Raw genomic sequence first — 15,039 nt, 5'->3', positions numbered from 1 at the left:
CCCCATGCAGCTTTCTTCGCTCACTGCGGTTTCCCCTGTTGACGGCCGCTACGCCGGCAAAACCCAGGCCCTGCGCCCAATTTTCAGCGAATACGGCTTGATCCGTGCTCGCGTTCTGGTTGAAGTGCGCTGGCTCCAGCGCCTGGCCGCCCATCCTGCCATCAGCGAAGTGCCGGCGTTCTCCGCCGAAGCCAACGCTGTGCTGAATACCTTGGCGGAAGATTTCGCTCTGGAGCACGCCGAGCGTGTCAAAGAGATCGAGCGCACCACCAACCACGACGTAAAAGCCATTGAGTACCTGCTCAAAGAGCAAGCGGCCAAGCTGCCTGAGTTGGCCGCTGTCAGCGAATTCATCCACTTTGCCTGCACCAGCGAGGACATCAACAACCTGTCCCACGCCCTGATGCTGCGCGAAGGCCGTGATGACGTGATGCTGCCGCTGATGCGCCAGACTGCCGAAGCCATCCGCGAACTGGCCATCCGTTTCGCTGACGTGCCGATGCTGTCGCGCACCCACGGTCAACCGGCTTCGCCGACCACCCTGGGCAAAGAGCTGGCGAACGTGGTTTACCGTCTGGAGCGCCAAATCGCCCAGGTCGCTGCCGTTCCGCTGCTGGGCAAGATCAACGGCGCTGTCGGCAACTACAACGCCCACCTCTCGGCGTACCCTGAAATCGATTGGGAAGAAAACGCCCGCGCCTTCATCGAAGACGAGCTGGGCCTGGGCTTCAACCCGTACACCACGCAGATCGAACCGCACGACTACATCGCTGAGCTGTTCGACGCGATCGCGCGCTTCAACACCATCCTGATCGACTTCGACCGCGACATCTGGGGCTACATCTCCCTGGGTTATTTCAAACAGCGCACCATCGCTGGCGAAATCGGTTCGTCGACCATGCCGCACAAGGTCAACCCGATCGACTTCGAAAACTCCGAAGGCAACCTGGGTATCGCCAACGCGCTGTTCCAGCACCTGGCGAGCAAGTTGCCGATTTCCCGCTGGCAGCGTGACCTGACCGACTCCACCGTACTGCGCAACCTCGGTGTCGGCTTCGCCCACAGCGTGATCGCGTACGAAGCAAGCCTCAAAGGCATCAGCAAACTGGAGCTCAACGCTCAGAAAATCGCTGCTGACCTGGACGCGTGCTGGGAAGTATTGGCCGAGCCGATCCAGACCGTCATGCGTCGCTACAACATCGAAAACCCGTACGAAAAACTGAAAGAGTTGACCCGTGGAAAGGGTATCAGCCCTGAAGCGCTGCAAACTTTCATCGACGGTCTGGACATGCCAGCCGCGGCCAAGGCCGAGCTGAAGCTGCTCACCCCGGCGAACTACATCGGTAACGCTGTGGAGCAAGCCAAGCGCATCTGATTGACCGCTCTACCCGTTTGAGACGCCCGGCAGCGCCGGGCGTTTTTATTCCCGCCTGAAAAGTGCTTTTTTTCAATAGGTTACACATGAATCCTGACATTCCTCTTCAACTTCTGGGCGGCATCACGGCGCGCGAGTTCCTGCGCGACTACTGGCAGAAAAAACCCCTGCTGATCCGCCAGGCGATTCCTGAATTCGAAAGCCCAATCGACGCCGACGAACTGGCCGGCCTGGCGCTGGAAGAAGAAGTCGAATCGCGCCTGGTGATCGAGCACGGCGAGCGCCCTTGGGAATTGCGCCGCGGCCCGTTCGCCGAAGACGAATTCAGCAAATTGCCGGAACGCGACTGGACGCTGCTGGTTCAAGCGGTCGACCAATTCGTACCGGAAGTCGCTGAGCTGCTGGAAAACTTCCGCTTCCTGCCGAGCTGGCGCATCGACGATGTGATGATCAGCTTCGCCACCCCAGGTGGTAGCGTCGGCCCTCACTTCGACAACTACGACGTATTCCTGCTGCAAGGTCACGGCAAGCGCAACTGGAAAATCGGCCAAATGTGCGATTCCGAGAGCAAGCTGCTGCAACACGCCGACCTGCGCATCCTCGCCGACTTCGAGGCCACCGACGAATGGGTTCTGGAACCGGGCGACATGCTCTACCTGCCCCCACGCCTGGCCCATTGCGGCGTTGCCGTTGATGATTGCCTGACCTACTCAGTAGGTTTCCGCGCACCGAGCGCCGCTGAGGTGCTGACCCACTTCACTGACTTCCTCAGCCAGTTCCTGCCGGACGAAGAGCGTTACACCGACGCCGACGCCCTGCCTGCGGTCGATCCACATCAGATCCAGCACGACGCCCTTGATCGCTTGAAAGGCCTGCTTGCCGAGCACATGAGCGACGAACGTCTGCTGCTGACCTGGTTCGGCCAGTTCATGACCGAGCCGCGCTACCCGGAGCTGGTAGTGGGACCGGAAGAGATCGAAGAAGACGACCTGCTCGCCAGCCTTGAGCAAGGCGCAGTACTGATCCGCAACCCGAGCGCGCGCATGGCCTGGTCCGAAGTCGATGACGACCTCCTGCTGTTCGCCAGCGGCCAGAGCCGTTACCTGCCGGGCAAACTGCGCGATCTGCTGAAGTTGATTTGCGCCGCAGACGCGCTGCACACCGACAACCTCGGCGACTGGCTGAGCGACGAAGACGGTCGCGGCCTGCTGTGTGAACTGATCAAGCAAGGAAGCCTGGGGTTTGCTGATGAATAAAATTCACGTACGTGTCGCAGACTGGCAAAAGGACAACGCCGAGATCCGGCGCATTCGTGAGACGGTGTTCATCGCCGAGCAATCCGTTCCGCCCGAGCTGGAATGGGATGCTGATGACGCAACTGCGGTGCATTTTCTGGCCTTCGAAGGCGACTTTCCGATTGGCACCGCTCGCCTGCTGCCCGATGGCCACGTTGGCCGGGTGTCGGTGCTGAAAGACTGGCGCGGCTTGAAAGTCGGCGATGCGCTGATGCAAGCGGTGATCGGTGAAGCCGAGAAGCGCGGACTGAAGCAGCAGAGGCTGAGCGCACAGGTACAAGCCATAGCATTCTATGAGCGCCTGGGCTTCAGCCTGGTCAGTGAGGAGTTCCTGGAAGCAGGGATTCCGCATGTGGACATGGTGCGTCATTCGGCGTAAGACCGAGTCGCCACCTTCGCGGGCAAGCCTCGCTCCTACCGTTATCCGCGTATTGTAGGAGCGAGGCTTGCCCGCGAAGGCGTACTCAAGGACACTACAAAACGCCCCGCCATCCTCGGATGCCGGGGCGTTTTGCTGTCTACGATTCAACTTGCCCCCCGCCGGGCCGACAAACTGGCAGTATCAACACTTCAAGATGTCGGAGATAACGGATATGTCCCTACGCACCCTGCTCACCACGCTGCTGCTGACCTGCAGTTGCTCGGTCATGGCAGCCACCGAGATCGTGCCCCTGAACTACCACACCAGCGCCGACATGTTGCCGATGGCACAGGATTTCATCGGTAAAGATGGCCAGGTCAGCGCCTACGGTAACCAACTGATCGTTAATGCCGATCAACGCAAGATCGACGAACTTAAAGCCCTGATTGCGCAACTCGACACCCAGCCGAAACGCCTGCTGATCACCGTCGACACCAACGAAAACAACTTCCAGGGCGATCAGGGTTATTCGGTGAACGGTGCCAAACCGAGTCAGACCCGCATCATCAATCGCAGCACCGACAGCCGTGATGGCGGGATCCAACAGATTCAGGCCAGCGAAGGCGCACCGGCTCTGATCCAGGTCGGACAGAGCGTGCCGCTCACCAGCACTCAAACCGACGCCTACGGCGACCTGCGAAGCCAGACCGAATACCGTAACGTCACCCAGGGTTTCTACGTTACCGCCAGCGTCACCGGCGACATCGTTCACCTGGCGATCAGCACCAATCGTGACCGCATGAGCCAGGAACGTCCCGATGTAGTGAATGTGCAAAGTACCGACACAACTGTCACGGGCCGACTGGGCGAATGGATCACCCTGGCTGGCGTAAACCGCCAGACTCAGGCCGACAAACAGGGCCAGACCCGCAGCTACTCGACTCAGGGACGGGACGACATGACCCTGCGGGTGAAAGTCGATACTTTGGACTAAACCACCGAAAACTGACTGATTAGTCGTATTAGACCAAAGATGTAGTGCTCGAAAAAAAGCACTACAAAACGTTTGACGATACAAAAAAGCGAAGGCATGATGGCCTCGCTCCCGCTAATCAGGGGCCCTGGCAAGGGCCTTCGAGGCGCCGTTCGCACCTACCCCGCGAGCCGCTTCGTGTCTGTACCGCCCACAAGGTGTGTTTGACGAGGTTGCCGACTGGAACGAAGTTGTCCCGAGGGACGGAAGCGTAATTAGGTAACCCGGCTCCACACTGAAGTTCGTACCAAGGCCCACGACGCCCGAATGCGCTCGCCAGTTCGCCCTTACCTGCTCACTTCCCCTCGAGCCCATCGTTCATCCCGTCGCCATCCCCGCCGAATCCGACTTGACCACCTAAGCTTCTGGTCAGCGAGTGCATGAATTTTCCACCGCAGAACAACTTTCCGTAAAAGACGCGACGAGGTTTATCTCCATGGCACTGACACGCGAACAGCAAATTGCAGCCCTCGAAAAAGATTGGGCTGAAAACCCACGCTGGAAAGGCGTGACACGCGCTTACTCCGCTGCTGACGTCGTCCGCCTGCGTGGCTCGGTTCAACCTGAGCACACCTTTGCAAAATTGGGCGCCGAGAAGCTTTGGAACCTGGTGACCCAAGGCGCCAAGCCGTCCTTCCGTCCTGAGAAAGATTTCGTCAACTGCATGGGCGCCCTGACCGGCGGCCAGGCTGTGCAACAAGTTAAAGCCGGTATCCAGGCGATCTACCTGTCGGGCTGGCAGGTTGCTGCGGACAACAACTCCGCCGAATCGATGTACCCGGACCAGTCGCTGTACCCGGTGGACTCGGTTCCAACCGTGGTCAAGCGCATCAACAACTCGTTCCGTCGTGCTGACCAGATCCAGTGGAAAGCCGGCAAAGGCCCGGGCGACGAAGGTTACATCGACTACTTCGCTCCGATCGTGGCTGACGCCGAAGCCGGTTTCGGCGGCGTACTGAACGCTTACGAGCTGATGAAGAGCATGATCGAAGCAGGCGCCGCCGGCGTTCACTTCGAAGACCAACTGGCTTCCGTGAAAAAATGCGGCCACATGGGCGGCAAGGTACTGGTTCCTACCCAGGAAGCTGTACAAAAGCTGACCGCTGCTCGCCTGGCGGCTGACGTTGCCGGTACTCCGACCATCATTCTGGCCCGTACCGACGCTAACGCGGCTGACCTGCTGACTTCCGATTGCGACCCGTACGACAAAGAGTTCGTGACTGGCGAACGTACTCAGGAAGGTTTCTACAAAGTGCGCGCTGGTCTCGACCAGGCAATCTCCCGCGGCCTGGCCTACGCGCCATACGCCGACCTGATCTGGTGCGAAACCGCCAAGCCAGACCTGGACGAGGCTCGTCGCTTCGCCGAAGCGATCAAAAAGGAATACCCGGACCAACTGCTGTCGTACAACTGCTCGCCTTCCTTCAACTGGAAGAAAAACCTGGACGACGCGACCATCGCCAAGTTCCAGCGCGAACTGTCCGCCATGGGTTACAAGCACCAGTTCATCACCCTGGCCGGCATTCACAACATGTGGCACAGCATGTTCAACCTGGCGCACGACTACGCCCGTAACGACATGACTGCCTACGTGAAGCTGCAAGAGCAAGAGTTCGCTGACGCTGCCAAGGGTTACACCTTCGTGGCTCACCAGCAGGAAGTGGGCACCGGCTACTTCGACGACATGACCACTGTGATTCAAGGTGGCTCGTCGTCGGTAACCGCACTGACCGGTTCGACTGAAGAAGAGCAGTTCCACTGATCTGATTCGCCTGAGCAAACGGCCGTTGCGGATCGGATAGAAAGCTAACCGCAACGTCGCACAACTGACGCCCCGACTGGTTCGGGGCGTTTTTTTGCCCGCGATTTCACACGCACGCTCCCACAAAAAGCACTGAAAATCATTGATCCAGAGCAGTTTTTCGATCTGGAAAAGAAGGTAAAACTACCCCGTGTGCTACTTGCAGTAACGCGCCTATATGACAACTTCCCGGCCACCCACCCGTTAAACAGTTTAAAAACAGACCCGAACAGTATTGATTATCATTCATCCGCAACTATGTGCGTTACATTCCCAACAAAACAATATTGATGAAATCCCGGCTAATGCCCGCAACGCATGGGCTGCGGGGCTTTGGAGGTGCGCTATGTCCTTATTCCTATAAATAATTTCGCTATAGGAATTTTACTTGCACGGTGATGTGCCATAAAATCAGCGGGATTGATTGCTGCGACATATCGTCACTGCTTTGTTTCTTTTCAAGCTCAGAGACCTTTGCTCTCTGTTAAGGATTACCAGCATGCCCGAAGCGACAGGACTCATGGCCCACAACTGGGGCTTTGCCATTTTCCTTTTGGGCGTCGTCGGCCTTTGCGCCTTCATGCTCGGCGTCTCCAGCCTCCTCGGGTCAAAAGCCTGGGGCCGCAGCAAAAACGAACCGTTCGAGTCCGGCATGCTACCTACAGGTGGTGCCCGCTTGCGGCTCTCAGCCAAATTCTATCTGGTCGCGATGCTCTTCGTGATCTTCGATATCGAAGCCCTTTTTCTCTTTGCCTGGTCTGTGTCCGTCCGCGAAAGCGGCTGGACCGGATTCGTCGAAGCTCTCGTTTTCATAGCAATTCTGTTGGCAGGTCTTGTCTACCTGTTCCGAGTGGGCGCCCTTGATTGGGCTCCGGAAGCTCGTCGCAAGCGGCAGGCGAAGCTGAAACAATGAGGCTTTGGCAATGCAATACAATCTCACCAGGATCGACCCCGATGCTCCTAACGAGCAGTATCCGATTGGCGAACGGGAAACCGTTTCCGATCCGTTAGAAGATCAAGTTCACAAAAACATTTTCATGGGCAAGCTCGAAGACGTGCTTAACGGCACGATCAACTGGGGGCGCAAGAACTCCCTGTGGCCGTATAACTTCGGCCTTTCGTGCTGCTACGTGGAAATGACCACCGCCTTCACGGCGCCCCACGACATTGCGCGCTTTGGCGCCGAGGTTATCCGGGCATCGCCGCGTCAGGCCGATTTCATGGTTATCGCCGGTACCTGCTTTATCAAGATGGCGCCGATCATTCAGCGTCTCTACGAGCAAATGCTCGAACCTAAATGGGTTATCTCCATGGGTTCGTGCGCCAACTCCGGTGGCATGTACGACATCTACTCCGTCGTTCAAGGGGTGGACAAGTTCCTGCCCGTGGACGTCTACGTGCCTGGCTGCCCGCCCCGCCCTGAAGCTTTTCTGCAAGGCTTGATGCTCTTGCAAGAGTCGATTGGACAGGAGCGTCGTCCGCTTTCCTGGGTCGTCGGCGATCAAGGCGTGTACCGCGCTGAGATGCCTTCGCAAAAGGAACAGCGCCGCGAACAGCGAATCGCAGTCACCAACCTGCGCAGCCCCGACGAAGTCTGATCCAGCTCTGCTTCTTTTATAGAACGAGACACTGGTTTCATTCTTTACGTTGACCGAAAGCGATAAATAACCATGACTACAGGCAGTGCTCTGTACATCCCGCCTTATAAGGCAGACGACCAGGATGTGGTCGTCGAACTGAATAACCGATTTGGCCCGGAGGCGTTCACCGCCCAGCCTACCCGCACCGGCATGCCGGTGCTTTGGGTTGCCCGTGCCAAACTCGTCGAAGTCCTGACCTTCCTGCGCAACCTGCCCAAGCCGTACGTCATGCTCTATGACCTGCACGGCGTGGACGAGCGTCTGCGCACCAAGCGTCAAGGGCTGCCGAACGGCGTCGACTTCACCGTGTTCTATCACTTGATGTCGATCGAACGTAATAGTGACGTAATGATCAAGGTCGCCTTGTCCGAGAGCGACCTTAGCGTGCCGACCGTGACCGGTATCTGGCCGAACGCCAACTGGTACGAGCGTGAAGTGTGGGACATGTACGGCATCAACTTTGCCGGTCACCCGCACCTGACCCGCATCATGATGCCGCCAACCTGGGAAGGTCACCCGCTGCGCAAGGACTTCCCGGCCCGTGCCACCGAGTTCGACCCGTTCAGCCTGACGTTGGCCAAGCAACAGCTTGAGGAAGAAGCCGCGCGCTTCAAGCCTGAAGACTGGGGCATGAAGCGTTCCGGTGCGAACGAGGACTACATGTTCCTCAACCTCGGCCCTAACCACCCTTCCGCGCACGGTGCGTTCCGCATCATTCTGCAGCTGGATGGTGAAGAGATCGTCGACTGTGTGCCGGACGTCGGTTACCACCACCGTGGTGCCGAGAAGATGGCCGAGCGTCAGTCCTGGCACAGCTTCATCCCGTACACCGACCGTATCGATTACCTCGGCGGCGTGATGAACAACCTGCCGTACGTGCTCTCGGTCGAGAAGCTGGCCGGCATCAAGGTGCCTGAGAAGGTCGACGTCATCCGCATCATGATGGCCGAGTTCTTCCGGATCACCAGCCACCTGCTGTTCCTGGGGACTTACATCCAGGACGTCGGCGCCATGACCCCGGTGTTCTTCACGTTCACCGACCGTCAGAAGGCGTACACGGTGATCGAAGCCATCACCGGTTTCCGTCTGCACCCGGCCTGGTACCGCATCGGTGGCGTCGCTCACGACCTGCCGCGCGGCTGGGAAAAACTGGTGAAGGACTTCATCGAGTGGATGCCAAAGCGTCTGGACGAATACCAGAAAGCCGCCCTGGACAACAGCATCCTCAAAGGCCGGACCATCGGCGTCGCGGCCTACAACACCAAGGAAGCCCTGGAATGGGGCGTCACCGGTTCTGGCCTGCGTTCGACCGGTTGCGATTTCGACCTGCGCAAGGCTCGTCCGTACTCCGGCTACGAGAACTTCGAATTCGAAGTACCGCTGGCGGCCAATGGCGATGCCTATGACCGTTGCATCGTGCGTGTCGAAGAAATGCGCCAGAGCCTGAAGATCATTGAGCAGTGCATGCGCAACATGCCGGAAGGCCCGTACAAGGCGGATCACCCGCTGACCACGCCGCCGCCGAAAGAGCGCACCCTGCAGCACATCGAGACCCTGATCACGCACTTCCTGCAAGTTTCGTGGGGCCCGGTCATGCCGGCCAACGAATCCTTCCAGATGATCGAAGCGACCAAGGGCATCAACAGTTATTACCTGACGAGCGATGGCGGCACCATGAGCTACCGCACCCGGATTCGCACCCCAAGCTTCCCGCACCTGCAGCAGATCCCTTCGGTGATCAAAGGCAGCATGGTCGCGGACTTGATTGCGTACCTGGGTAGTATCGATTTCGTTATGGCCGACGTGGACCGCTAAGCATGAACAGCACGCTTATCCAGACAGACCGTTTCGCCCTGAGCGAAACCGAGCGCTCGGCCATCGAGCACGAGCTGCATCACTACGAAGACCCGCGCGCGGCGTCGATCGAAGCCCTGAAGATCGTCCAGAAGGAACGTGGTTGGGTGCCTGACGGCGCGCTCTACGCCATCGGCGAGATCCTTGGCATCCCGGCGAGCGACGTTGAAGGGGTGGCGACGTTCTATAGCCAGATCTTCCGTCAGCCAGTGGGCCGTCACATCATCCGCGTTTGCGACAGCATGGTCTGCTACATCGGTGGCCACGAATCCGTTGTCAGCGAAATCCAGAGCAATCTGGGCATCGGCCTGGGTCAGACCACCGCCGACGGTCGTTTCACCCTGCTGCCGGTCTGCTGCCTCGGCAACTGCGACAAGGCGCCGGCGTTGATGATCGACGACGACACTTTCGGTGATGTGCAGCCTGCCGGCGTTGCCAAATTGCTCGAGGGCTACGTATGACCCTGACTTCCTTCGGTCCTGCCAACCGCATCAAGCGGTCGGCCGAGACTCACCCGCTCACCTGGCGTCTGCGTGACGACGGCGAAGCTGTCTGGCTCGACGAGTACCAGGCCAAGAACGGTTACGCGGCTGCGCGCAAAGCCTTCGCCGACATGGCTCAGGACGACATCGTCCAGACTGTGAAAGACTCGGGCCTTAAAGGTCGCGGCGGTGCAGGCTTCCCCACGGGCGTCAAGTGGGGCCTGATGCCGAAAGACGAATCCATCAATATCCGCTACCTGCTGTGCAACGCGGATGAAATGGAACCGAACACCTGGAAAGACCGCATGCTGATGGAGCAACTGCCCCATCTGCTGATCGAAGGCATGCTGATCAGTGCTCGCGCACTGAAAACCTACCGTGGCTACATCTTCCTGCGTGGCGAATACACCACCGCCGCCAAGCACCTCAACCGTGCTGTGGAAGAAGCCAAGGCAGCCGGCCTGCTGGGTAAAAACATCCTGGGCAGCGGCTTCGATTTCGAGCTGTTCGTCCACACCGGCGCCGGGCGTTACATCTGCGGTGAAGAAACCGCTCTGATCAACTCCCTCGAAGGCCGCCGCGCCAATCCACGCTCCAAGCCACCCTTCCCGGCCGCCGTTGGCGTGTGGGGCAAGCCGACGTGCGTGAACAACGTTGAAACCCTGTGCAACGTGCCGGCGATCATTACCGACGGCGTGGACTGGTACAAATCGTTGGCGCGCGAAGGCAGTGAAGACATGGGCACCAAGCTCATGGGCTTCTCCGGCAAGGTCAAGAACCCCGGCCTGTGGGAATTGCCGTTCGGCGTCACTGGTCGCGAGTTGTTCGAAGACTACGCTGGCGGCATGCGCGACGGTTACACGCTCAAGTGCTGGCAGCCAGGCGGCGCCGGTACCGGTTTCCTGTTGCCGGAACACCTGGACGCACAAATGTACGCCGGCGGCATCGCCAAGGTGGGCACCCGTATGGGTACCGGCCTGGCCATGGCGGTGGACGACAGCGTCAACATGGTGTCCCTGCTGCGCAACATGGAGGAGTTCTTCTCCCGTGAATCTTGCGGCTTCTGCACCCCGTGCCGTGACGGTTTGCCGTGGAGCGTCAAGCTTCTGCGCGCCATCGAGAACGGTGAAGGGCAAGCCGGCGATATCGAGACCCTGCTGGGTCTGGTCGGCTTCCTCGGCCCGGGCAAGACCTTCTGTGCTCACGCACCGGGCGCCGTGGAGCCGTTGGGCAGCGCAATCAAATACTTCCGCCATGAGTTCGAAGCCGGCATCGCGCCTACCAGCGCCGTCGTCCCGCCTCTGGCAAGGCCGATCGTAGTCGGCGCTTAACGCTTTAAAAAAGCGAACGGTCCGTGCCGTTCGCTTTTCGCACGATGACGCCTTTAACGGCTGTTTTGATTCGCGCGGATAACAAGATTCCATTAGCCACGCCCGCTGACACCGGGCCAACGAAGAACTTTGAACCATGGCCACTATCCACGTAGACGGCAAAGAGCTCGAAGTCGACGGGGCAGACAACCTGTTACAGGCATGTCTGTCGCTAGGCCTCGATATCCCCTATTTCTGCTGGCACCCCGCCCTAGGCAGCGTTGGCGCTTGCCGCCAGTGCGCGGTCAAGCAGTACACCGACGAGAACGACAAGCGTGGTCGGATCGTCATGTCGTGCATGACGCCAGCTACCGACGGCAGCTGGATTTCCATCGACGACGAAGAAGCGAAAGTGTTTCGCGCCAGCGTCGTTGAATGGCTGATGACTAACCACCCTCACGACTGCCCGGTCTGTGAAGAAGGCGGTCACTGCCACCTGCAAGACATGACCGTGATGACCGGCCACAACGAGCGCCGTTATCGCTTCACCAAGCGTACCCACCAGAACCAGCAACTGGGCCCGTTCATTTCCCACGAAATGAACCGCTGCATCGCTTGCTACCGCTGCGTGCGCTTCTATAAGGACTACGCCGGCGGCACTGACCTCGGTGTGTTCGGCGCCCACGACAACGTGTACTTCGGTCGCGTTGAAGACGGCACCCTGGAAAGCGAGTTCTCCGGCAACCTCACCGAGGTCTGCCCGACCGGTGTGTTCACCGACAAGACTCACTCCGAGCGCTACAACCGCAAGTGGGACATGCAGTTCTCGCCGAGCATCTGCCATGGCTGCTCCAGCGGTTGCAACATCTCCCCGGGCGAGCGCTACGGTGAACTGCGTCGTATCGAAAACCGTTTCAACGGTTCGGTAAACCAGTACTTCCTGTGCGACCGTGGCCGCTTCGGCTACGGCTACGTCAACCGCGAAGACCGCCCGCGTCAGCCAAAGCTGGCCAACGGCGCCAAGCTGACGCTCGACGAAGCGCTGGATAAAGCCGCCGACCTGCTGCGCGGTCGCAACATCGTCGGTATCGGTTCGCCACGTGCCAGCCTCGAAAGCAACTACGCGTTGCGCGAACTGGTCGGCGCCGAGCACTTCTACTCCGGTATCGAAGCCGCTGAGCTGGAACGCATTCGTCTGGTCATGCAGGTGCTGAAAGACAGCCCGCTGCCGATCCCGAACATGCGCGACATCGAAGACCACGACGCCATCTTCGTCCTCGGTGAAGACTTGACCCAGACTGCTGCGCGCATGGCCCTGTCCCTGCGTCAATCGGTCAAAGGCAAAGCCGAAGACATGGCCGACGCCATGCGCGTTCAGCCTTGGCTCGACGCTGCGGTGAAGAACATCGGTCAGAACGCTCTGAGCCCGCTGTTCATCGCCAGCCTGGCTGAAACCAAGCTCGACGACATCGCTGAAGAATGCGTTCACGCGGCGCCAGACGACCTGGCCCGCATCGGTTTCGCCGTGGCTCACGCCCTCGACGCCAGCGCGCCTGCCGTTGAAGGCCTGGACGCTGAAGCGCTGGCGCTGGCCAAGCGTATCGCCGATGCCCTGCTCGCAGCCAAGCGTCCGCTGATCATTGCCGGTACCTCGTTGGGTTCCAAGGCGCTGATCGAAGCGGCGGCGAACATCGCCAAAGCGCTGAAGCTGCGCGAGAAGAACGGTTCCATCAGCCTGATCGTGCCAGAGGCCAACAGCCTCGGCCTGGCCATGCTCGGTGGCGAATCGGTCGACGCGGCCCTGCAAGCCGTGATTGACGGCAAAGCCGACGCCATCGTCGTGCTGGAAAACGATCTGTTCACCCGTACCGACAAAGCCCGTGTCGATGCAGCCCTGAACGCCGCGAAAGTGGTGATCGTGGCGGACCATCAGAAAACCGCTACCAGCGATCGCGCGCACCTGGTTCTGCCAGCCGCCAGCTTTGCTGAAGGCGACGGTACGTTGGTCAGCCAGGAAGGCCGCGCCCAGCGTTTCTTCCAGGTCTTCGACCCGACTTACCTCGACGCGAGCATCCTCGTTCACGAAGGCTGGCGCTGGCTGCATGCCCTGCGCGCGACCCTGTTGAACCAGCCAATCGACTGGACTCAACTGGACCACGTCACCGCTGCGTGTGCTGCAAGCACTGCGCAACTGGCCGGCATCGTCAGCGCCGCGCCGTCCGCCGCGTTCCGTATCAAAGGCCTGAAACTGGCGCGCGAACCGCTGCGTTACTCCGGTCGCACCGCCATGCGCGCCGACATCAGCGTGCACGAACCGCGTACTTCCCAGGATAACGACACCGCGTTCTCGTTCTCCATGGAAGGTTACTCGGGCTCGGTCGAACCGCGTCAGCAAGTGCCATTCGCCTGGTCTCCGGGCTGGAACTCACCGCAAGCCTGGAACAAGTTCCAGGACGAAGTCGGTGGTCACATCCGCGCTGGCGACCCGGGCACCCGCCTGATCGAAAGCACCGGTGATTCGCTGAACTGGTTCGCCAGTGTTCCTCGCGCGTTCAACCCGGCTCCAGGTACCTGGCAGGTTGTACCGTTCTTCCACTTGCTCGGCAGCGAAGAGAACTCTTCCAAAGCCGCGCCGGTTCAAGAGCGCATCCCGGCCGCGTACGTGTCGCTGGCCAAATCCGAAGCCGACCGCCTGGGTGTCAAGGATGGCACCATGCTGAGCTTGAACGTGGCTGGCCAGACCCTGCGTCTGCCGCTGCGCATCAACGAAGAGCTGGGTGCCGGTCTGGTCGCATTGCCGGCCGGTATCGCTGGCATTCCGCCGGCGATCTTTGGCAAATCCGTTGACGGTCTGCAGGAGGCAGCTCAATGACCTGGTTCACGCCTGAAGTGATTGACGTGATCATCGCGGTCCTCAAGGCCATCGTGATTCTGCTCGCCGTCGTGGTGTGCGGCGCGCTGCTGAGCTGGGTCGAGCGTCGTTTGCTCGCCCTCTGGCAGGACCGCTACGGTCCGAACCGCGTCGGCCCGTTCGGCGCGTTCCAGATTGCGGCCGACATGATCAAGATGTTCTTCAAGGAAGACTGGACCCCACCGTTCGCCGACAAAGTGATCTTCACCTTGGCACCGGTCGTGGCCATGAGCGCCTTGCTGATTGCCTTCGCGATCATCCCGATCACCCCGACCTGGGGCGTGGCGGATATCAACATCGGCATCCTGTTCTTCTTCGCCATGGCCGGTCTGTCGGTCTATGCGGTGTTGTTCGCCGGTTGGTCGAGTAACAACAAGTTCGCCCTGTTGGGCAGCTTGCGGGCCTCGGCGCAAACCGTGTCGTACGAAGTGTTCATGGGCCTGTCGCTGATGGGCATCGTGATCCAGGTCGGCTCGTTCAACATGCGCGACATCGTTGAGTATCAAGCGCAGAACCTGTGGTTCGTCATTCCGCAGATCTTCGGTTTCCTGACCTTCTTCATCGCTGGCGTCGCCGTGACTCACCGTCACCCGTTCGACCAGCCGGAAGCGGAACAGGAACTGGCCGACGGTTACCACATTGAATACGCCGGCATGAAATGGGGCATGTTCTTCGTCGGCGAGTACATCGGCATCGTGTTGATTTCGGCGCTTCTGGTGACCTTGTTCTTCGGTGGCTGGCACGGTCCGTTCGGTATTCTGCCGCAGATCCCGTTCATCTGGTTCGCACTGAAAACCGCGTTCTTCATCATGTTCTTCATCCTGCTGCGCGCTTCGATTCCGCGCCCACGGTATGACCAAGTGATGGATTTCAGCTGGAAGTTCTGCCTGCCGCTGACCCTCGTCAACATGCTGGTGACCGCTGCGATCGTGTTGCTCAACACGCCCGCCGTCGCGGCTCAGTGAGGATAGAGAATC

The 15,039-nt window shown here is 59.6% G+C and carries 12 protein-coding genes; all 12 read left to right on the top strand.

The genetic code is table 11. The features are described from left to right. Positions 1-4: 4 nt before the first annotated feature. The 12 genes from purB to nuoH all read left to right on the top strand — a co-directional run bounded on the left by purB (position 5) and on the right by nuoH (position 15,027). Entirely contained in the window at positions 5-1,375 is a 1,371-nt protein-coding gene (gene purB, locus ACYZT3_RS11455) for an adenylosuccinate lyase (RefSeq protein ID WP_282377698.1), read from the top strand. Positions 1,376-1,461: 86 nt separating this feature from the next. Beyond that, entirely contained in the window at positions 1,462-2,631 is a 1,170-nt protein-coding gene (locus ACYZT3_RS11450) for a ribosomal protein uL16 3-hydroxylase (RefSeq protein ID WP_282377697.1), read from the top strand. Next, the gene (locus ACYZT3_RS11445; RefSeq protein WP_282377696.1) at positions 2,624-3,049 is read left to right on the top strand and encodes a GNAT family N-acetyltransferase; all 426 of its coding nucleotides are present in this window, start codon (positions 2,624-2,626) and stop codon (positions 3,047-3,049) included. Before ACYZT3_RS11450 ends, ACYZT3_RS11445 begins: the two co-directional genes overlap by 8 nt. A gap of 214 nt (positions 3,050-3,263) precedes the next feature. Further along, positions 3,264-4,025, top strand: a complete 762-nt coding sequence (locus tag ACYZT3_RS11440) for a secretin N-terminal domain-containing protein (RefSeq protein WP_462032113.1) — start codon at positions 3,264-3,266, stop codon at positions 4,023-4,025. 475 nt (positions 4,026-4,500) lie between these two features. After that, positions 4,501-5,826 (top strand): isocitrate lyase, encoded by a 1,326-nt coding sequence (aceA, locus tag ACYZT3_RS11435; protein WP_282377694.1) that lies wholly within the window; start codon positions 4,501-4,503, stop codon positions 5,824-5,826. Between the two features lie 538 nt (positions 5,827-6,364). Next, positions 6,365-6,778 carry an NADH-quinone oxidoreductase subunit A gene (locus tag ACYZT3_RS11430; RefSeq protein WP_003223812.1) on the top strand — a complete coding sequence of 138 codons (414 nt, stop codon included), beginning with the start codon at positions 6,365-6,367 and terminating at the stop codon, positions 6,776-6,778. Between the two features lie 10 nt (positions 6,779-6,788). Then, positions 6,789-7,463 carry a NuoB/complex I 20 kDa subunit family protein gene (locus ACYZT3_RS11425; RefSeq protein ID WP_008146035.1) on the top strand — a complete coding sequence of 225 codons (675 nt, stop codon included), beginning with the start codon at positions 6,789-6,791 and terminating at the stop codon, positions 7,461-7,463. Between the two features lie 72 nt (positions 7,464-7,535). Next, positions 7,536-9,320 (top strand): NADH-quinone oxidoreductase subunit C/D, encoded by a 1,785-nt coding sequence (gene nuoC / locus ACYZT3_RS11420; protein ID WP_462032112.1) that lies wholly within the window; start codon positions 7,536-7,538, stop codon positions 9,318-9,320. A gap of 2 nt (positions 9,321-9,322) precedes the next feature. Beyond that, complete coding sequence (nuoE, locus tag ACYZT3_RS11415) at positions 9,323-9,820, top strand: NADH-quinone oxidoreductase subunit NuoE (protein ID WP_008146039.1); 498 nt, start codon at positions 9,323-9,325, stop codon at positions 9,818-9,820. Next, the gene (nuoF, locus tag ACYZT3_RS11410) at positions 9,817-11,172 is read left to right on the top strand and encodes an NADH-quinone oxidoreductase subunit NuoF (protein ID WP_282377692.1); all 1,356 of its coding nucleotides are present in this window, start codon (positions 9,817-9,819) and stop codon (positions 11,170-11,172) included. Before nuoE ends, nuoF begins: the two co-directional genes overlap by 4 nt. A 136-nt stretch (positions 11,173-11,308) precedes the next feature. Next, positions 11,309-14,023, top strand: a complete 2,715-nt coding sequence (nuoG, locus tag ACYZT3_RS11405; protein WP_462032111.1) for an NADH-quinone oxidoreductase subunit NuoG — start codon at positions 11,309-11,311, stop codon at positions 14,021-14,023. Then, on the top strand, positions 14,020-15,027 hold the full coding sequence (gene nuoH / locus ACYZT3_RS11400; protein ID WP_008146046.1) for an NADH-quinone oxidoreductase subunit NuoH: 1,008 nt from the start codon (positions 14,020-14,022) through the stop codon (positions 15,025-15,027). Before nuoG ends, nuoH begins: the two co-directional genes overlap by 4 nt. Positions 15,028-15,039 lie beyond the last annotated feature (12 nt).

Source organism: Pseudomonas sp. MDT1-16 (assembly GCF_054898115.1).
This window is presented reverse-complemented; position numbering and strand designations above follow the sequence as displayed.